We start from the raw sequence: 18,361 nt of genomic DNA, 5'->3' as shown, positions 1-18,361 counted from the left end.
CCTCGGTTTTCCAGCCTTTTGTGCAGTGTCGCAACATTTGCATGAGCTAAATTGATCGATTCACGCCAGTAACATCGCGCCCCGGCCAGCGCTTGGGTACAATTCCACGCTTATTTGATCGAGTATCAGGAACACTTACATGATCGCTTGCCTGCGGCTGTTCTCTGCCCTCTGCCTCGCTGCCTTGCTGGCGGCTTGCGCCAGCTCGCCCTCCTCCAGCCTTGGCGAACTTCCACGGACCCCGGATGCCAGTGTCGAGCAACTGCTCGAACAGGCCACTCAAAGTAAAACGCCGGACAAGGCAGCCTTGCTGCGCTTGAGCGCGGCAGACCTGGCTTATCGTCAGGGCAATGCCGGCCAATCCGCGCAAATTCTGCAACAAGTACCGATGGAACAACTCAAGCCTGGCCAACAGGTCTTCGCCAGCACCCTGGCAGCTGAATTGGCCATGGTGCGCAATCAGCCCAAAGCGGCGCTGACAGCCCTGAGCCATCCGAGCCTGCAACGCCTGAGCGAACTGCCAGCCGAACAACAGGTTCGCACCGGCACCGTCCATGCCCGCGCCCTTGAGGCCGACGGCCAGACCCTGGCCGCCGCACGGGAGCGCATTTTCATCGCCCCCATGCTGAGCGATCAAGCTGCGAGCAAAAACCACGAAGCGATCTGGACCCTGATCGCCTCACTGCCGACCGATCAATTGCAGCCGACCACCGACGACGACCTCGGCGGCTGGTTGAGCCTGGCCCGGGCAGTGAAAACAGCCGGCACCCTGGAACAGCAGCAAGCCGCGATCGACAACTGGCGCGCGAACAATCCAAAGCACCCGGCCGCCATCCAGCTGCCGCTGCCATTGACCAAACTCAAGGATCTGGCCAGCCAGCCCCTGAGCAAGATTGCCCTGCTGCTGCCGCAAGACGGCCCGCTGGCCTCGGTCGGCAAAGCATTGCGCGAAGGTTTCATGGCCGCACACTACCAGGCGCAACAAGCCGGGCAGAAGCCGCCAGCCATCGAGTTCTATGACAGCTCGCGCCTGACCTCCCTTGACGAGTTCTATCGCAAGGCCCAGGCCGACGGCGTGCAATTGGTGGTCGGGCCGCTGGAAAAACCGCTGGTCAAACAGCTCAGCGCTCGCCCGCAACTACCGATCACCACCCTGGCGCTGAACTACAGCGAAGGCGAACAAGGTCCGGCCCAGCTGTTCCAATTCGGCCTTGCCGCTGAAGACGAAGCCCGCGAAGTATCCCGTCGTGCGCGCGCCGATGGCCTGCATCGCGCCGCCATCATGGTGCCGAAAGGCGAATGGGGTGACCGCGTACTCAGAGCATTCAGCCAGGATTGGCAAGCCAACGGCGGCAGCATTGTCGCGACCGAGCGCGTCGACCAACCGGTGCAACTGGCCCAGCAAATTGCCGACATGTTCCAGCTGCGTCAGAGCGAAGGCCGCGCCAAGAGCCTGCAAAACACCGTTGGCTCACAGGTAGCCGCCCAGCCTTCGCGTCGTCAGGACATCGAGTTCATCTTTCTGGCCGCGACGCCGCAACAGGCTCAACAGATCAAACCGACCCTGAACTTCCAGTACGCGGGTGACGTGCCGGTTTACGCCACCTCCCACGTGTTCAGCGCCAGCGGCGACCAGAACCAGTACAACGACATGAACGGTATTCGCTTCTGCGAAACCCCATGGCTGCTGGATGCCAACGACCCGCTGCGCAAACAGGTCACCGCACAATGGCCACAAGCCGCTGGCAGCCTGGGCCGTCTATACGCGATGGGCGTTGACGCCTATCGCCTGGCACCACGCCTGGGGCAACTCAAGGCCTTGCCGGACAGCCGTATCGAAGGTCAATCGGGCAGCCTGGGCATGACTCAGAATCAACGGGTCGTGCGTCAGTTGCCATGGGCAGAGTTCGTCAACGGTCAGGTTCAACGCCTGCCGGACACCTCGCACTGATGCCCGACAGGTCACGCCAGCAAAGCGGTAAGGATGCCGAGCGCCATGCGCTCGAGCATCTTCAGCAACAAGGTCTGCGCCTGCTGGCGCAGAACTGGTTATGTAAACGCGGCGAGCTTGATCTGGTCATGCTTGATGGCGATACAGTAGTATTCGTCGAAGTCCGCTACAGAAAAAACACCCAATGGGGTGGCGCGCTCGATAGCATCGATGGGCGCAAACGGCAGAAACTGATTTTCGCCGCGCAGTATTTTCTTCAGCGCGAGTCGCGTTGGGCCGATTCCCCCTGCCGCTTCGACGTGGTTGCCATCGACAGCAGCCTCGATCAGTTGAACTGGATGCAAAATGCCTTCGACTGCTGATCGCTTGCGCCCCGAACCGGACACCTACACCCAACACTTTTGCTCTTTGCTTTGCGGGCTGCACATTCATGTGCCAAGTAGCCGCGCTAATTAAGGTCACACAGATGGACATGCAATCCCGAATTCGCCAGCTTTTTCAGGCCAGTATCGACACCAAGCAAATGGCGATGGACGTACTTGCACCGCACATCGAGCAAGCCAGCCAGGTGATGGTCAACGCCCTGCTCAACGAGGGCAAAATGCTTTCGTGCGGCAACGGTGGCTCCGCCGGCGATGCACAGCACTTTTCGTCCGAGCTGCTCAATCGCTTCGAGCGTGAACGTCCGAGCCTGCCAGCCATTGCGCTGACCACCGACAGCTCGACGATCACCTCGATTGCCAACGATTACAGCTACAACGAAATCTTCTCCAAACAGATCCGCGCCCTCGGCCAGCCGGGCGACGTATTGCTGGCGATTTCCACCAGCGGCAACTCGGCGAACATTATTCAAGCGATCCAGGCCGCACATGATCGCGAAATGATTGTCGTAGCATTGACGGGTCGCGATGGCGGCGGCATGGCATCGCTGCTATTGCCTGAAGACGTCGAGATTCGCGTACCGGCCAATGTCACTGCACGTATTCAGGAAGTCCACCTGCTGGCGATCCATTGCCTTTGCGATCTGATCGACAGCCAACTGTTCGGGAGTGAAGAATGACCCCTAATCGCCTAAGCCTTCTGGCCTTGACCCTGTGCCTCGGCATCAGCGGCTGCACATCAGTGGTTAACGCCAGCCGTGAAGCGCCGATCGAAGATGACCGCGGTACGCGCACCTTCGGCAGCAAGATCGACGACTCTCTGATCGACACCAAGGTCGGCGTGAACATCGCCAAGGCCGATCCGGCCCTGGACAACGATTCGCACATCGTCGTAACCAGCTTCAACGGTGTTGTGTTGCTCGCCGGGCAAACCCCGCGCGCCGACCTCAAGGCCAAGGCCGAACAGGTCGCCGCCTCCGTTCAGCGCGTGAAGAAGGTGCACAACGAACTGCAAGTGCTGCAGCCCTCCTCGCTGCTGGCACGCCAGAACGACACCTGGCTGACCACCAAGATCAAGACTCAGATGCTCACCGACCCCTCCATCCCGGGCTCGCGCATCAAGGTTGTGACCGAGAACGGCATCGTTTATCTGCTCGGCCTGCTGACCAAGCAGGAAGCGGCGCAGGCGACCAATCTGGTGCAAGGCGTTTCTGGCGTGCAGAAGATTGTGAAGCTGTTTGAGTACATCGACTGATACTTGCTTACGCGATGGCATCCTTGAGATCGCCTTCGCCGGCAAGCCTGGCTCCAACAGTAATAAAAAAGGCGATCCTTGCGGATCGCCTTTTTTATTACTTCACCACCTTCAAACTGGGTCGACCGCTGGGACGCGGTGGCTCGCTGTCGGGTGGCGGGATATCATCATCCGGCTCGATGTCTTCCTCGTCCTCTAGCGGCGATTCCATATCGAACACCATGCCCTGGCCGTTCTCCCGAGCGTAAATGCCCAGGATCGACGCGATAGGCACGTACAGGGTGTGCGGCACGCCACCGAAGCGCCCTTCGAAACTGACCGCCTCGTTATCCATGTGCAAATGACGCACGGCTGCCGGGGATACGTTCAGGACAATCTGCCCGTCACTGGCAAAACCCTGAGGCACCTGTACCGACGGATACTCGGAATTGACCAGCATGTGCGGGGTGCAATCGTTGTCCACAATCCACTCGTAGAGCGCGCGGACCAGATAAGGTCGACTGGAGTTCATAGCGGCTCCTTAAGCCTTAGCGCATATCGCGTTCGACACCAGACAGACTCGCCTGGAAAGCCTCACGCGCAAACTGGCGCTCCATGTAATCAAGCAGCGGCTTGGCAGGCCGCGGCAGTTCTATACCCAAAATCGGCAATCGCCAGAGTATTGGTAGTAGGCAGCAATCCACCAGACTTTGTTCCTCACTGAGGAAAAACGGCTTGTCGGCGAATAGCGGCGACACGCCTGTCAGGCTTTCGCGCAGCTCTTTACGAGCCACCACGCGAGCTGCTTCCTTGGTCCGCGAATCCAGAATCAGATCCACCAGGCCACACCAATCACGCTGAATGCGATGAATCAGCAGGCGACTGTTGGCACGCGCCACAGGATAAACCGGCAGTAGTGGCGGATGCGGGTAACGCTCATCCAGATATTCCATCACCACGGTCGACTCCCACAACGCCAAGTCACGATCGACCAGGGTGGGCAGGCTTCCGTAAGGGTTCACTTCAATCAGTTTAGGCGGCTGACGACCAGCCTCCACGTAAATGATCTCGGCGCTGACACCCTTCTCTGCAAGTACGATGCGCACTCGGTGGGAATAGTGGTCGGCGGGGTCGGAGTAACAGGCCAACCGATTGGTCACGCCCATGGCGGTCCTCCTCGCTTGTTGAAATTATCGAAAACGGAAAAACACGCGCGCCCAGAGGGCGCCTCCCGTAACGCCTGGATCACCAGACTCGTTACACCTTCAGAGACGCCCCTGGGCGCGTGCGATTAACAGCAATGGCTTACAACGTTATCAATGGACGTCTTTCCAGTATTCACGCTTGAGCAAGTAAGCGAATACGAAGAAGAACGCCAGGTACAGCAACACATAGGTACCGATGCGCTGATGCTGCAGCTTCACCGGGTTGGCCGAGTAGGCCAGGAAGGTCACCAGATTCTTGACCTTCTCGTTGAACTGCTCTTCGGTCAGCGTGCCGGTTTTCGGCAATACGGTCAGTTGATCGCAGGCTTCATGAGTCAAAGCGGTGCCGGTCAGCGGATCGAACTGCTTCTTGCCGTCATCGACGACTTGAACCTGTTTACAGCCTACCACCTGGCGACCCTGCAAGCCGACCAGAACGTTAGGCATGCCGACGTTCGGGAACACCTTGTTGTTCACGCCCCATGGACGCGACGGGTCTTCATAGAACGAACGCAGGTAGCCATAGAGCCAATCCGTGCCACGAACGCGAGCCACCAGTGTCAGGTCGGGTGGCGCCGCACCAAACCAGGTCTTGGCGTCAGCCGGCTGCATGCCGATGCTCATGTGGTCGCCGATCTTGGCGCCAGTGAACACCAGCTTCTCGAGCATCAGCTCGTGAGGAATGCCCAGGTCATCGGCGACACGCTCGTAGCGCTGGAACTTGGCACTGTGGCAGCCCATGCAATAGTTGGCGAACGTACGTGCGCCATCCTGCATGGCAGCCTTGTCGGAAACGTCGATGTCGACTTTTTCCAGCTCTGGGCCGCCGTGTTCGGCCGCGAAGGACAGTGCTGGCAGCGCAGCAAGAATCAGTACAGCAAATAGTTTTTTCATCAGCCAGTCACCCTTTCCGGAACCGGTTTGGTCTTCTCGAGCCTGGTGTAGAACGGCATCAGAATGAAGTAGGCGAAGTACAGGAAGGTACAAACCTGCGACAGCAACGTACGTTCCGGGGTAGGCGCCATGACGCCCAGCCAGCCAAGAATCACGAAGGAGATGCAGAATACCCAGAGCCAGATCTTGCTCAGCCAGCCCTTGTAGCGCATGGACTTGACCGGGCTACGGTCAAGCCAGGGCAGGACGAACAGCAAGGCAATCGAAGCACCCATGGCAACAACACCCAGGAGCTTGTCCGGAACGGCCCGCAGAATCGCGTAGAACGGCGTGAAGTACCAGACCGGAGCGATGTGCTCAGGGGTCTTGAAGGCGTTCGCCACTTCAAAGTTCGGCTTCTCGAGGAAGTAGCCGCCCATTTCCGGGAAGAAGAACACGATCGCGCAGAAGATGAACAGGAACACCACCACGCCGACGATATCTTTCACGGTGTAGTACGGATGGAAAGCAATGCCGTCCAGCGGTACGCCGTTTTCGTCTTTGTGTTTCTTGATGTCCACGCCGTCCGGGTTGTTCGAACCCACTTCGTGCAACGCCAGAATGTGCAGCACCACCAGGCCAAGGATCACGATCGGCAAGGCAACCACATGCAAGGCGAAGAAACGGTTCAGGGTAATACCGGAAATCAGGTAGTCACCACGGATCCACTGGGTCAGGTCGTTTCCGATGACCGGGATCGCACCGAACAGCGAGATGATCACCTGGGCGCCCCAGTAGGACATCTGGCCCCACGGCAGCAGGTAACCCATGAAGGCTTCAGCCATCAGCGCCAGGTAGATCAGCATGCCGAACACCCACACCAGCTCACGCGGCTTCTGGTACGAACCGTAGAGCAGGCCACGGAACATGTGCAGATAAACCACGATGAAGAACGCCGAAGCGCCAGTGGAGTGCAGCAGACGCAGGATCGAGCCGTACTCGACGTCGCGCATGATGTATTCGACGGAAGCGAATGCTTCTTCCGCCGACGGGGTATAGCTCATGGTCAGCCAGACACCGGTAACGATCTGGTTGACCAGAACGAGCAGCGCCAGGGAGCCAAAGAAATAGAAGAAGTTGAAGTTCTTCGGGGCGTAATACTTGCTGAGATGGTCTTCCCACATTTTGGTCGCGGGGAAGCGCGCATCAACCCAATCCATGAACTTGCTCATCACGCTTTCTCCGTATCGACGCCAACGACAATAATGTCATCGGTCTCATAGGAATGCGGGGGAACTGGCAGGTTCAAAGGCGCGGGTTGCGACTTGTAGACGCGGCCAGCCAAATCGTAGTGGGAACCGTGGCAAGGGCAGAAGTAGCCCCCGACCCAATCCTTGCCCAGATCGGCAGGTGCCACTTCTGGACGGAAGGTCGGCGAGCACCCCAGGTGAGTGCAGATACCGATCAGCAGCAGGACTTCTGGCTTGATCGAACGCGTCTGCGGGTCGACATAGGTCGGTTGCGTCGAGTTCTTGGAGGCGGGGTCAGACAGCTGGCCCTCAATCTTTTTCAGATTCCCCAGGATTTCCTCGGTACGGCGGACGATGAACACCGGCTGGCCGCGCCACTCAGCAATCATTTGCTGGCCTGGCTCGATTTTGCTGACATTCACTTTCACCGGTGCACCTGCGGCTTTCGCCTTGGCACTGGGAAACCATGACCCCACGAACGGGACCGCAGCCCCCACCGCTCCTGCAGCACCCACCACGGATGTGGCTGCTACCAAGAAGCGACGCCGGCCTGCATTCACGCCGTCATTGCTCATTCAGTCCTCTCCCATCAGCTTTGTGGCCTGTTAAATCAGGCGTCTACTAAGTAAAAATCTGAACTTATAAAAATTTTGCCGAATGGTAATGAAAAGCCCCAATTCTGACAAGGTAATTACCGAAGGGCTCCACTGCCAAGCCTTGTAGTATAGGGCCTCTGCGGATGTGGCAAGTTGTCACAGCGCAATTCGTTGATAAATAGCGCCCATAAAAAAACGCCCAGCTTCGCAAGGAAACTGGGCGTTCTTTTTGAACGTGAAAGCGAATTAACGCTTCGAGTACTGCGGACGCTTACGCGCTTTACGCAGACCGACTTTCTTACGTTCAACTTCACGTGCATCGCGGGTTACGAAGCCAGCTTTGCGCAGAGCAGAGCGCAGAGTTTCGTCGTAGTCCATCAGAGCGCGAGTGATACCGTGGCGGATTGCGCCAGCTTGACCACTTACACCACCGCCGATCACGGTGACGTAGATGTCGAACTTCTCGACAGTCTCAGTCAATTCCAGCGGCTGACGAACTACCATGCGGGCAGTTTCGCGGCCGAAGAAATTATCCAGCGAACGGTTGTTGATGGAGATGTTACCAGTGCCCGGACGCAGGAAAACGCGTGCGGTTGCAGTCTTGCGACGGCCAGTGCCGTAATTTTGAGTCGCCGACATAATGAACTATTCCGTTAAAACTTCAGTTCTTGGGGCTGCTGAGCAGTATGAGGGTGAGCAGCGCCCGCATAGACTTTCAGCTTACGATACATGTCGCGACCCAGCGGGTTCTTAGGCAGCATGCCTTTGACCGCGGTCTCGATCACGCGCTCAGGGGCTTTAGCGATCAGCTTTTCGAAGTTGATCGACTTGATGCCGCCCGGGAAACCGGAGTGGGAGTAGTACATTTTGTCAGTGGTTTTAGCGCCAGTAACACGTACTTGCTCAGCGTTGATTACGACGATGTAGTCGCCGGTATCAACGTGAGGAGTGTACTCAGCCTTGTGCTTGCCACGCAGACGGCTCGCGATTTCAGTGGCCAGACGACCCAGGGTCTGACCAGCAGCGTCGACGACAAACCAGTCGCGCTTTACTGTTTCCGGTTTAGCAGTAAAAGTTTTCATTCTTTATAGCCTCAGGGGCCGCCCTGTAAATTAGACGGCGGATCTTACTGAATAGTGCGTACTTTGACAAGTCAAAGGCAGCCGGATACAGACGCTTTCGGGGGCTCGGGTCGGCGCGTCCGTTCAACGGCAAGATTCTTCGGCGGCGGCGCATCACTTCCACTGCAGAAAGAGGTGCGCAATTATGCAGATTGCGAAAAATATTTCAACCTGCTTTTATGATTGTTTTGCCCAAGGAGCACCCGATGGACTATCGCCAGCTAGGCCGTACCGATCTGAACGTGAGCGCCATCTGCCTCGGCACCATGACCTGGGGCGAGCAAAACAGTGAGGCTGAAGCCTTCGCCCAGATCGAACGCGCCAAGGGCGCCGGGATCAATTTCATCGACACCGCCGAGATGTACCCGGTGCCGCCCAAGGCCGACACCTACGCCACCACCGAGCGCTACATCGGCAACTACTTCAAAAGTCGCGGCGATCGCGCCGACTGGATCCTGGCGAGCAAGATCGCCGGCCCCGGCAACACCATCGACTACATTCGCGACAAAAACCTGCGGCACAACCGCCAACACATCAGCGAAGCCGTGGACGCCAGCCTCAAGCGCTTGCAGACCGATTACATCGACCTCTATCAACTGCACTGGCCGGAACGCAGTACCAATTTCTTTGGCCAGCTCGGTTACAAACACAAGATCGAAGCCAATCTGACGCCACTGGAGGACACCCTCGAAGCGCTGGACGAACAGGTCAAGGCTGGCAAGATCCGCCACATCGGCCTGTCCAACGAAACCCCGTGGGGCACCATGCGCTTCCTTGCCCTCGCCGAAGCCCGTGGCTGGCCCCGCGCGGTATCCATCCAGAACCCCTACAACCTGCTCAATCGCAGCTTCGAAGTCGGCCTGGCGGAAATTGCCATCCGCGAACAATGTGGCTTGCTGGCCTACTCGCCACTGGCGTTCGGCTTTCTGTCGGGCAAGTACGAAGGTGGCGCGCGTCCGCCCAAAGGTCGCCTGAGCCTCTACAGCCGCTTCAGCCGCTATTTCAACCCACAGTCGGAAGCAGCGTGCAGTCGTTACGTGGCACTGGCTCGTGAACACGGCCTGGACCCGGCGCAGATGGCACTGGCGTTCGTCACGCAGCAACCGTTCGTAACCAGCAACATCATTGGCGCCACCACGCTTGAGCAACTGGACAGCAACATTGCCAGCGTCGATTTGAAGCTGTCGGATGAAGTGCTGGCAGGCATTGAGGCGATACACCAGGATCAGCCGAATCCGGCACCGTAACTTACGTCGACGATCGTTCCCACGCTCTGCGTGGGAACGATCACGCTGCATTACAGCGACCGCGCAATAATCTCCTTCATGATTTCATTGGTCCCGGCATAAATCCGCTGCACCCGCGCATCCGCCCATGCCCGGGCGATCGGGTATTCCCACATGAATCCGTAACCGCCATGCAACTGCACGCATTCGTCGAGCACCTTGCATTGCAGGTCGGTGCCCCAGTACTTGGCCATCGCCGCCGTCGGCACGTCGAGCTTGCCTTGCAGATGCAGTTCCAGGCAGCGATCGACGAAAACCCGGCCGATCTGGATCTCGGTCGCCATTTCAGCGAGCTTGAAGCGGGTGTTCTGGAAGTCGGCGATGGCCTTGCCGAAAGCCTTGCGTTCACGGGTGTAATCCAGCGTCCACTGCAACGCCGCTTCGGCTGACGCCAAGCCTCCCACCGCGACCGTCAAGCGCTCCTGCGGTAATTCCTGCATCAGGTAAGCGAAGCCCATCCCCGCTTGGCCCAACAGGTTTTCCTTGGGCACCCGAACGTCCTGGAAGAACAGCTCCGAGGTGTCTTGAGCCTTCATGCCGACCTTTTCCAGGCGCTTGCCCTTGGCGAAACCCGGCGTGTTGGCCTCCACCAGAAACAGACTGGTGCCCTTCGCCCCCGCTTTCGGATCAGTCTTGGCCACGACGATCACCAGGTCAGCCAGAAAGCCGTTGGTGATGAAAGTCTTCGAACCGTTGATCACGTATTCGTCGCCCTCCAGCACCGCAGTAGTCTTCACCCCCTGCAGGTCGGAGCCAGCACCCGGCTCGGTCATGGCGATCGCAGTGACCATCTCGCCAGACACCAGCTTGGGCAGGTATTTGTGTTTCAGCGCCTCACTGCCGTAATGCAGGATATAAGGCGCAACAATGTCCGAATGAAGAGAAAATCCGATCCCGGTCAGCCCCAGACGACCGACCTCCTCGATCACCACTGCGCTATAGAGAAAGTCTGCCCCCAGCCCGCCGTATTCTTCCGGCAGATGCGAACAGAGCATCCCCGCCTCCCCCGCCTTGTTCCAGAGATTGCGGTCGATATAGCCTTGTTTCTCCCATTGCCCATGGAACGGCACGGCCTCTTTTTCGAGGAATGTTCGCACGCTGTCGCGAAAAAGTTCGTGCTCGGGGCTGAACAAGGTTCTGGGGATCATGCGTCACCTGTCGTTATTGTCAGACGGAATTGATCTTCAGAGACTAAGCCTCGCTTCCGATACAGGACACTGGACACATCCGACAAAAAATAAGACGATCCAGCCGTCTGGTGACCACTTTCCCCTATAAGAATAAAGTTGAATTATGTCTAACCAAGCCTCCAAGCCCTTGCGGCGCGTCAGCATCCTGGCTATCGACCGGGTTTTCGCTTCCACCCTCATGCAAGCCAAGGATTTCTTCCATCTGGCCAGCCTGCGCTATGGCAAACAACTGGGCCACGGCCTGACACCGGCGTTCGAAACCCGACTGGTCAGCCCCGACGGCAAACCGGTGAACAGCTTCAGCGACGTGATCATGCCGGTGGACGGCGGCCTGGAAAATGCCGACGTCATCATCCTCCCCGCCTTCTGGGACGATTTCGACACGCTCTGCAAACGTTATCCACAGGTCCTGCCGTGGCTGCGCGAACAACACGCCCGCGGGGCAGTGCTGTGTGGCGAGGCCACGGGGGTGTTCTGGCTCGCCGAAGCCGGGCTGCTCAACGGTAAGGAAGCGACCACGTACTGGCGCTTCTTCAATGCTTTCGCCGAGCGCTTCCCTCAGGTTCACCTCAACCAGGACAAACACCTGACCGACGCCGACAACCTGTATTGCGCCGGCGGCACCACCTCGGCCTGCGACCTCTACATTTACCTGATCGAGCGCTTTTGCGGTGCCAACGTGGCCCAGGCCGTGGCTCGCGACATTCTCTACGAAGTGCAACGCAGCTATGCGCCGGGGCGGATCGGTTTCGGCGGGCAAAAACTGCACCAGGATGTGATCATCCTGCAGATCCAGCATTGGCTCGAAGAACACTTCGCCGATAAATTCCGCTTCGAAGACGTGGCCCGCGAACACGGCATGAGCATCCGCAACTTCATGCGACGCTTCCAGACCGCCACCGGCGATAAACCGCTGCATTACCTGCAACGCCTGCGCATCGAGACCGCCAAGGGCTTGTTGTCCGGCAGCCGCAAGAGCATCAAGACCATCAGCTATGAAGTCGGATACGACGATGCGAGCTTCTTCGCCCGACTGTTCCGCCAGCATACGGAGTTGTCGCCGAATCAGTATCGGCAGCAGTTTCAACAAGCAGCTTAAGGGCTGGACACCAATCCAGATTGGCTCTTCAGCGCGCATAAAAAAGGGCCTGCAATGCAGGCCCTTTTTATTTTCCGAAATGTCCTACGGCTTGTGCGCCCGGGACAGGAATTCGTGAGACTGCATTTCCAGCAAGCGGCTAAGCGTGCGCTGGAACTCGAAGGTCAGGCGACCGCCGGTGTAGAGGTCTTTAAGCTCGACTTCGGCGGAGATGATCAGCTTCACGTTGCGGTCGTAGAACTCGTCGACCATGTTGATAAAACGTCGGGCGATGTCGTCGGTGGTGACGCTCATCTGCTCGACGCCGCTGAGCAACACGGCATGGAAGATCTTGCCCAGTTCGATGTAGTCGTTCTGGCTGCGCGGGCCGTCGCACAGTTCGCGGAAGTCGAACCAGGCCACGTCATCGCAAGTGCGCACGGCGCGGATTTCACGGTTCTCGATCATCAGCACGTCGTTCTCGACGGCAGCCGTGCATTCCGGCGTCAGGGCCCGGAAACTCTTGCGCAGGCTTTCCTGGGCGGCTTCGTCCAGCGGGAAGTGGAACAGCTCCGCTTGCTCGAGGTGACGCAGACGGTAATCGACGCCGCTGTCGACGTTGACGATTTCGGTGTTCTGCTTGATCAGCGCAATGGCCGGCAAGAAGCGCGCACGTTGCAGGCCGTCCTTGTACAGACCGTCCGGCACGATGTTCGAGGTCGCGACCAGGGTCACGCCGTTCTTGAACAGCTCTTCCATCAGCGTGCCAAGGATCATGGCGTCGGTGATGTCGGAGACGAAGAATTCATCGAAACAGATCACTCGCGTCTCGTCGGAAAAGCGCTTGGCGATGATCGTCAGCGGGTTTTTCTCGCCGCCCAGAGTCTTCATCTCTTCGTGCACGCGCTTCATGAAGCGGTGGAAGTGAGTACGGGTCTTTTCCTTGAACGACAGCGCTTCAAAGAAGGTGTCGACCAGGTAAGTCTTGCCGCGACCCACGCCGCCCCAGAAGTACAGGCCCTTGACCGGCGCCTGGTCCTTCTTGCCAAACAGTTTGCCGAGCAGGCCCGGTTTGTTCTGCGAGGCCGCGACCAGATCGTCGTACAGGCGCTGCAAATGACGCACTGCCGTTTCCTGCGCAGCATCGTGGAAGAATTCCGGGCGTTTCAGATCAGCTTGGTATCGTTCTAGGGGCGTCATAATTCGTTAGCAAGGCAACAAAAACGGGCCGTCACTGTAGCGACGGCCCATGGGAATGGCAATCGGCCCTTGGTCGGACCGAACCGTTGTTTATTCCTGAACCGGTGTCAGTGCAACCCGCAATGCGCCGATGGCAGCATCGCGAGCAGCACTGTCGGCGAAGGCCGGGCTGTCGGCCACGCACTCGCCTTCCAGCCAGACGCTGAAGTTCAGGTCTTCACTGCGCACGTCCAATGGCTGGCCGGATTGCAGTTGTTTGGTCACCTGACCTGCGGTTTTGCCATCGGCGAAGTGGCGCGACAGCAGCAGCTGCTCGCCATCGGCCGCCAGCAGACGGAAGCGGAAACTGCCATCGTCTTCACGGAAGCTGACGAAGCGCGCGGCTTTCGCGGCTTTCTTCTTGGTGGTGGCAGCGACTTGAGTCTGGGCGACGAAAGAACGCAGGCCGACCGCTTCACGCAACTCGTTGAGGAACGGCGTGGCCACTGCACGGGCCTTTTTGGCGCCGAGCTGCAGGATGTCTTCCAGGTCTGCCGGGCGGCCGATCAACTGGTGATAACGATCGCGGGACTCGCCCAACTCGTTGTCCAGCAACTGGAACAGGCGATTCTTCGCCTCGCCCCAACCCAGGCCCTGGAGCAATTCGCTGCGGAACTCGTCGGCTTGTGCCGGTGTAGCGAAAGCCTGGAACAAGGTGAACAGGTGCGAATTGTCCGGATCTTTGGCTTCGCCCGGGGCACGGGAGTCGGTCACGATCCGCGAAATCGCGTCTTTCATCTCTTTGGCGCTGCTGAACAACGGAATGGTGTTGTCGTAGCTCTTCGACATCTTGCGACCGTCGAGGCCTGGCAGCGTGGCGACGCTTTCCTCGATCAGCGCTTCGGGCATGGTGAAGAACTCCTTGCCCTGGCCGAACAAGTGGTTGAAGCGCTGGCCGATGTCACGGGCCATTTCCACGTGCTGGATCTGGTCACGACCGACCGGCACCTTGTGGGCGTTGAACATCAGGATGTCCGCGGCCATCAGCACCGGGTAGCTGTACAGGCCCATGGTGATGCCCGCATCCGGGTCTTCGCCATTCTCGACGTTCTTGTCCACCGACGCCTTGTAGGCGTGGGCACGGTTGAGCAAGCCCTTGGCGGCCACGCAGGTCAGCAGCCAGGTCAGCTCCGGGATTTCCGGGATGTCGGACTGGCGATAGAACGTCACCCGGTCCACGTCCAGGCCACCGGCCAGCCAGGTCGCGGCGATTTCCAGACGCGAGCGCTGGATGCGCAGCGGGTCATCGCATTTGATCAGGGCGTGGTAGTCGGCCAGGAAGTAGAACGAATCGGCATTGCTATCGCGGCTGGCAAGAATCGCCGGGCGGATAGCCCCCGCGTAATTGCCCAGGTGCGGCGTGCCGGTGGTGGTGATGCCGGTGAGGATACGGGTACGAGTCGTCATGGGTAATCGCTTGTCAGACTGCAATCAATTCGAAAGACGCGGCAGGATCAGATCCTTGAGATCGGTCAGCTTGCCATGAAAAAAGTGTCCGCATTCTGCCACTTTCAGCAGCTCATGGGGGCGATCGAGTGCGTCGGACCAATCGTAAACGAGTTGCGGATCGATCACTTCGTCGGTTTCCGGCTGGATCACGGTCAATGTACCTTGGTGCGGCAGTTGATCCTGATCGCCCAGACGCATGACCGCAGGCGCGACCATGAACAGATGCTTGATCTGCTCACCCTTGGCCTCCAGGCGTCCGCCGAGACTGGCTGCAACAAAACCGCCGAAGGAGAAACCGAACAGGGTCAAAGGTAATTCAGGATGTTTGGCCCGCAGCCACTCGGCCGCTGCCTGGGCATCGTCGACTTCGCCGGAGCCCATGTCGTGCGAGCCTTCACTGGCACCGACGCCACGGTAGTTGAAACGCAAGGTAATCAAACCGGCATCGCGCGCGGTGCGCTGCAGGGTCGAGACGACTTTGTTGAGCATCGTGCCGCCCTGCACCGGGTTCGGATGGCAGATCAGCGCCAGGCCGCGGGGCTGCTCATTGTCCGGGCTCATGTTTTCCAGATACAGGGCTTCCAACTGACCCACCGGGCCATCAATCACTACAGGGGTTTCGCGCATAAGCAAGGAAGGAACTCCGTGACCTCGAATCGGGTCGACTCGTCTAGCAAATTGTCTGTGCCAATCTATTGCGAGTGAATCGCGGTATACAGCGCAGGTTCGAGCCGTTAACGTAAAGCAAAGCCGTTTATAGAGGAAGGACTCGTGGAACACTCGCTCTTAGTTTGGTTGTTGCCGACTCTTGCCCTGGTTGTGGGTGTCGCCATTGGATTCCTGATCGCTCGCCTGGTGCCGAATGCCGCTCCGAGCAGCACGCAACGTCAGCTGGATGATATTCAGGAACGTTTTGACAAGTATCAGAACGAAGTGGTCACCCACTTCAACAGCACTGCATCCCTGGTCAAGAAACTGACTCAGAGCTATCAGGAAGTGCAGGATCATCTCGCCGAGGGTGCCAACCGTCTGGCCCTGGACGAGCAGACTCGCCAACGCTTGCTGGCTGCCCTGCACGCTGACGCGGTGCAGGCTCCACGGGAACGCCTGACGCCACCGCGCGATCAGGAACCGCCTCGCGATTACGCTCCCAAAGCCCCGAACGCGCCGGGCATGCTCGATGAGCATTACGGCCTGAAGAAGTAATCAGGTTTCGCGCGACACAAAAAGCCCTCGGACGAGTGATTGTCCGAGGGCTTTTTTATTCTGAATTTTTCATCGCCTGAACAAGCGACACAAAAAAATGCCCGATCCTTTAAGGATCGGGCATTTTCATTTCAGGGAGAGGTCAGCCTCTCATGGGTACTGCTGGACAGTGCCTTGCTGTTGCTGGCCGCCGTATTGCTGGCCCGGAATCGCCTTCAGGTTGACCTCGACGCGGCGGTTCTGTGCCCGGCCATTGGCATCACCGTTGCTGGCAATCGGGTTATCCGGCCCGGCACCACGTGCCGACAGATTGGCGCCGCTGACACCCTGTGAGGTCAGGTAAGTCGCCACGCTCTGGGCGCGACGCTGGGACAGGTCCATGTTGTGCTGGCGGCTGCCGGTGCTGTCGGTGTAGCCGACGATCTCGATCTGGTTCTGGTTGAACTCCTTGAGCGAGCCCGCCAGGTTGTTCAGCGGCTGGTAGAAGCTTGAGGCAATGTTCGCCGAATCGGTGGCGAACGTGATGTTGCCCGGCATGATCAGCTTGATCTGATCGCCCTGGCGCTGCACCTCAACCCCGGTGTTGGCCATGCTGGCGCGCAGCTTTTTCTCTTGCTGGTCGGCGTAGTAACCGTAACCGGCAGCAGAAGCACCCACCACGGCGGCGCCAATCAGCGCGCCCTTGCCACGGTTATCGTGACTGATGGCAGCACCGGCCAGCGCACCGGCCAGGGCGCCGAGGCCACCGTATTTGGCGGTATTGCTCATGCCCGTGGAGCTGCCATCGGCCTGACCCTGGTTGTCATAAGGGTTCGGCGATGCACAACCGGACAACAGAGCCACTGCAGTAGCGACAACGATCAAACGACGCGAGGTGAACATGGAGGAGCTCCTACTTTTTTTGCATTCTGTGGTGCAACGGACTTAAGCAATGAACCTTTGCGGGTGTTGGATCATTGGCAATGACAAAAATTCCGTCAGAGCCCTTCAAGCTCTTACAAAGGGGTTACCGCGCATTTCATCGCCCAGACAGGTGTCCGGGCCATGCCCGGACACCACGGTTGCCTCTTCGTCGAGGGAATACAACCGCTGCTTGATCGATCGCACGAGTGTTGCCTGATCACCACCCCACAAATCCGTGCGCCCTACCCCACGCTTGAACAGCGTGTCACCGGCAATCAGCAGCTTAGCCTCTGAAAACCAAAAGCTCATGGAACCCGGCGTATGACCCGGCGTGTGCAACGCCACGCCACACCCGCACGCCAACTCTTCATCATCGGCCAACCAGCGATCCGGCGATGGCACCGGGGTGTAAGGCACACCGAACATCTGGCACTGCATCTCCAGGTTGTCCCAGAGAAATTGATCTTCTTTATGCAGGTGCAGGGTCGCGCCGGTTTTCTCCTTCAACTGACCGGAGGCGAGGAAGTGATCGAGGTGTGCGTGGGTGTGAATGATGCTGACCACCTTCAGGCCCAGGGCGTCGAGCCGCGCCAGGATCAGCTCGTGATTGCCGCCTGGGTCGACGACGATGGCTTTTTTAGTGATGGGGTCGCCGATGATTGTGCAGTTGCACTGCAAAGGGCCGACGGGGAAGGTTTCGCGGATGAGGGTGGGGGTCGGAGCGTTCACGGGAGGCCCTGATAAGTCGATTTCGAACAGGATACCAGCGCGCATTCCTCAAGACTCACTGTCGCACGTCGACACAGATTTACTGGCCAGTTTTTTGACGCCATTATTAAAAAAATAGTGGCCATGTAATATCAATTGACGCTGACTCTGGTGCAAAATCGCGTCCTTGTAGCGGCCACATACAGGACGGTCGCAGCCTTCTCAGGATATTTAGAATGTCGTCTCCTCTTGGTTACATTTTAACAAAGCCATCTGTTCTAACCGGTAACCAACAAGTCGACAGCCTGATCTATGGCACCTCCTGGCTGAGCCCTGACTTCGGCGCAGACATCTTCGCGACAAGGCTGACCTATAGTTTCGTCACCCCCGGCCAATCGTATTTCTCTGCCAAATACAGCTTAAAAAATGAATTCCTGAACAGCTTCGCTCTGACATCGGCTCAACAAAACGCCGTGACCGGTGCGCTTGGCGCCTGGAGCGCCGTGGCTAACGTCAAGTTCACTCTGGTCAGTGACAACATCAACACTGTGGGCGACTTGCGATTCGGCGGCTATTGGGACATGGACGACGACGCCGCTGCCTGGGCCTACTTCCCCGACCGGACACCGCTGGCCGGAGATGTATGGATCAGCCCGGATACGAACAACCCTGCCCCCGTCAAAGGCACGCAC

Annotated in this window: 21 protein-coding genes; 8 read left to right on the top strand and 13 right to left on the bottom strand. The window is 58.4% G+C overall.

Translation table 11 applies throughout. From position 1 onward, the window contains the following. Window positions 1–139 precede the first annotated feature (139 nt). The 4 genes from AC1DIS_RS20210 (at window position 140) to AC1DIS_RS20195 (ending at window position 3,586) form a co-directional block, all read left to right on the top strand. Window positions 140–1,951 (top strand): penicillin-binding protein activator, encoded by a 1,812-nt coding sequence (locus AC1DIS_RS20210; RefSeq protein ID WP_018930124.1) that lies wholly within the window; start codon window positions 140–142, stop codon window positions 1,949–1,951. Beyond that, a complete protein-coding gene (locus tag AC1DIS_RS20205; protein WP_018930123.1) occupies window positions 1,951–2,313 on the top strand; it encodes a YraN family protein in 363 nt (120 codons plus the stop codon). Before AC1DIS_RS20210 ends, AC1DIS_RS20205 begins: the two co-directional genes overlap by 1 nt. A gap of 104 nt (window positions 2,314–2,417) precedes the next feature. After that, a complete protein-coding gene (locus tag AC1DIS_RS20200) occupies window positions 2,418–3,011 on the top strand; it encodes a phosphoheptose isomerase (RefSeq protein WP_008025961.1) in 594 nt (197 codons plus the stop codon). Further along, window positions 3,008–3,586: a BON domain-containing protein gene (locus AC1DIS_RS20195; RefSeq protein ID WP_018930122.1), complete on the top strand. Its 579-nt coding sequence runs from the start codon at window positions 3,008–3,010 to the stop codon at window positions 3,584–3,586. The genes AC1DIS_RS20200 and AC1DIS_RS20195 overlap by 4 nt, the downstream gene beginning before the upstream one ends. A gap of 97 nt (window positions 3,587–3,683) precedes the next feature. Here AC1DIS_RS20195 and AC1DIS_RS20190 read toward each other — a convergent pair whose 3' ends face one another. The 7 genes from AC1DIS_RS20190 to rplM all read right to left on the bottom strand — a co-directional run bounded on the left by AC1DIS_RS20190 (window position 3,684) and on the right by rplM (window position 8,571). Next, entirely contained in the window at window positions 3,684–4,097 is a 414-nt protein-coding gene (locus AC1DIS_RS20190) for a ClpXP protease specificity-enhancing factor (protein WP_064616201.1), read from the bottom strand. A 16-nt stretch (window positions 4,098–4,113) separates the two neighbouring features. Continuing rightward, a complete protein-coding gene (locus tag AC1DIS_RS20185) occupies window positions 4,114–4,731 on the bottom strand; it encodes a glutathione S-transferase N-terminal domain-containing protein (RefSeq protein WP_007939828.1) in 618 nt (205 codons plus the stop codon). Window positions 4,732–4,881: 150 nt separating this feature from the next. Beyond that, window positions 4,882–5,664: a cytochrome c1 gene (locus AC1DIS_RS20180; RefSeq protein ID WP_018930120.1), complete on the bottom strand. Its 783-nt coding sequence runs from the start codon at window positions 5,662–5,664 to the stop codon at window positions 4,882–4,884. Beyond that, window positions 5,664–6,875, bottom strand: a complete 1,212-nt coding sequence (locus AC1DIS_RS20175) for a cytochrome b (RefSeq protein ID WP_018930119.1) — start codon at window positions 6,873–6,875, stop codon at window positions 5,664–5,666. Before AC1DIS_RS20175 ends, AC1DIS_RS20180 begins: the two co-directional genes overlap by 1 nt. Then, window positions 6,875–7,468, bottom strand: a complete 594-nt coding sequence (gene petA, locus AC1DIS_RS20170) for a ubiquinol-cytochrome c reductase iron-sulfur subunit (RefSeq protein WP_007939825.1) — start codon at window positions 7,466–7,468, stop codon at window positions 6,875–6,877. Before petA ends, AC1DIS_RS20175 begins: the two co-directional genes overlap by 1 nt. Window positions 7,469–7,735: 267 nt before the next feature. Continuing rightward, window positions 7,736–8,128 (bottom strand): 30S ribosomal protein S9, encoded by a 393-nt coding sequence (rpsI, locus tag AC1DIS_RS20165; RefSeq protein WP_003228056.1) that lies wholly within the window; start codon window positions 8,126–8,128, stop codon window positions 7,736–7,738. 14 nt (window positions 8,129–8,142) lie between these two features. Beyond that, window positions 8,143–8,571 carry a 50S ribosomal protein L13 gene (gene rplM, locus AC1DIS_RS20160; protein ID WP_007939824.1) on the bottom strand — a complete coding sequence of 143 codons (429 nt, stop codon included), beginning with the start codon at window positions 8,569–8,571 and terminating at the stop codon, window positions 8,143–8,145. A 245-nt stretch (window positions 8,572–8,816) separates the two neighbouring features. On the opposite strand from rplM, the gene AC1DIS_RS20155 reads away from it, so the two are divergent. Continuing rightward, window positions 8,817–9,857 (top strand): NADP(H)-dependent aldo-keto reductase, encoded by a 1,041-nt coding sequence (locus AC1DIS_RS20155; RefSeq protein ID WP_064616200.1) that lies wholly within the window; start codon window positions 8,817–8,819, stop codon window positions 9,855–9,857. A 50-nt stretch (window positions 9,858–9,907) separates the two neighbouring features. On the opposite strand, the gene AC1DIS_RS20150 is transcribed toward AC1DIS_RS20155, so the two are convergent. Beyond that, complete coding sequence (locus AC1DIS_RS20150) at window positions 9,908–11,044, bottom strand: acyl-CoA dehydrogenase family protein (protein WP_018930117.1); 1,137 nt, start codon at window positions 11,042–11,044, stop codon at window positions 9,908–9,910. 244 nt (window positions 11,045–11,288) lie between these two features. On the opposite strand from AC1DIS_RS20150, the gene AC1DIS_RS20145 reads away from it, so the two are divergent. Next, entirely contained in the window at window positions 11,289–12,185 is an 897-nt protein-coding gene (locus AC1DIS_RS20145; protein ID WP_172901249.1) for a GlxA family transcriptional regulator, read from the top strand. 84 nt (window positions 12,186–12,269) lie between these two features. Here AC1DIS_RS20145 and zapE read toward each other — a convergent pair whose 3' ends face one another. The 3 genes from zapE to AC1DIS_RS20130 all read right to left on the bottom strand — a co-directional run bounded on the left by zapE (window position 12,270) and on the right by AC1DIS_RS20130 (window position 15,479). Continuing rightward, window positions 12,270–13,364, bottom strand: a complete 1,095-nt coding sequence (zapE, locus tag AC1DIS_RS20140; protein ID WP_477781043.1) for a cell division protein ZapE — start codon at window positions 13,362–13,364, stop codon at window positions 12,270–12,272. Between the two features lie 90 nt (window positions 13,365–13,454). After that, on the bottom strand, window positions 13,455–14,810 hold the full coding sequence (locus AC1DIS_RS20135) for a tryptophan--tRNA ligase (RefSeq protein ID WP_064616198.1): 1,356 nt from the start codon (window positions 14,808–14,810) through the stop codon (window positions 13,455–13,457). 24 nt (window positions 14,811–14,834) lie between these two features. Then, window positions 14,835–15,479: an alpha/beta hydrolase gene (locus AC1DIS_RS20130; RefSeq protein ID WP_086946161.1), complete on the bottom strand. Its 645-nt coding sequence runs from the start codon at window positions 15,477–15,479 to the stop codon at window positions 14,835–14,837. A 144-nt stretch (window positions 15,480–15,623) separates the two neighbouring features. On the opposite strand from AC1DIS_RS20130, the gene AC1DIS_RS20125 reads away from it, so the two are divergent. Continuing rightward, window positions 15,624–16,058, top strand: coding sequence for a Z-ring associated ZapG family protein (locus AC1DIS_RS20125; RefSeq protein ID WP_018930114.1), 435 nt, complete (start codon window positions 15,624–15,626; stop codon window positions 16,056–16,058). A gap of 150 nt (window positions 16,059–16,208) precedes the next feature. On the opposite strand, the gene AC1DIS_RS20120 is transcribed toward AC1DIS_RS20125, so the two are convergent. Together AC1DIS_RS20120 and AC1DIS_RS20115 are read right to left on the bottom strand one after the other, a co-directional pair. Beyond that, window positions 16,209–16,940: a YiaD family glycine zipper/OmpA-like lipoprotein gene (locus AC1DIS_RS20120; RefSeq protein WP_064616197.1), complete on the bottom strand. Its 732-nt coding sequence runs from the start codon at window positions 16,938–16,940 to the stop codon at window positions 16,209–16,211. A gap of 105 nt (window positions 16,941–17,045) precedes the next feature. After that, window positions 17,046–17,735, bottom strand: coding sequence for an MBL fold metallo-hydrolase (locus AC1DIS_RS20115; RefSeq protein WP_477744621.1), 690 nt, complete (start codon window positions 17,733–17,735; stop codon window positions 17,046–17,048). A gap of 170 nt (window positions 17,736–17,905) precedes the next feature. Here AC1DIS_RS20115 and AC1DIS_RS20110 point away from each other — a divergent pair. Continuing rightward, the coding region (locus AC1DIS_RS20110; protein WP_477781042.1) for a zinc metalloprotease at window positions 17,906–18,361 on the top strand (456 nt) is incomplete at its 3' end.

This window comes from Pseudomonas sp. 05N433 (assembly GCF_056396925.1).
The sequence above is the reverse complement of the archived record's forward strand: the minus strand, read 5'-3'. Positions and strand labels throughout refer to the sequence as shown.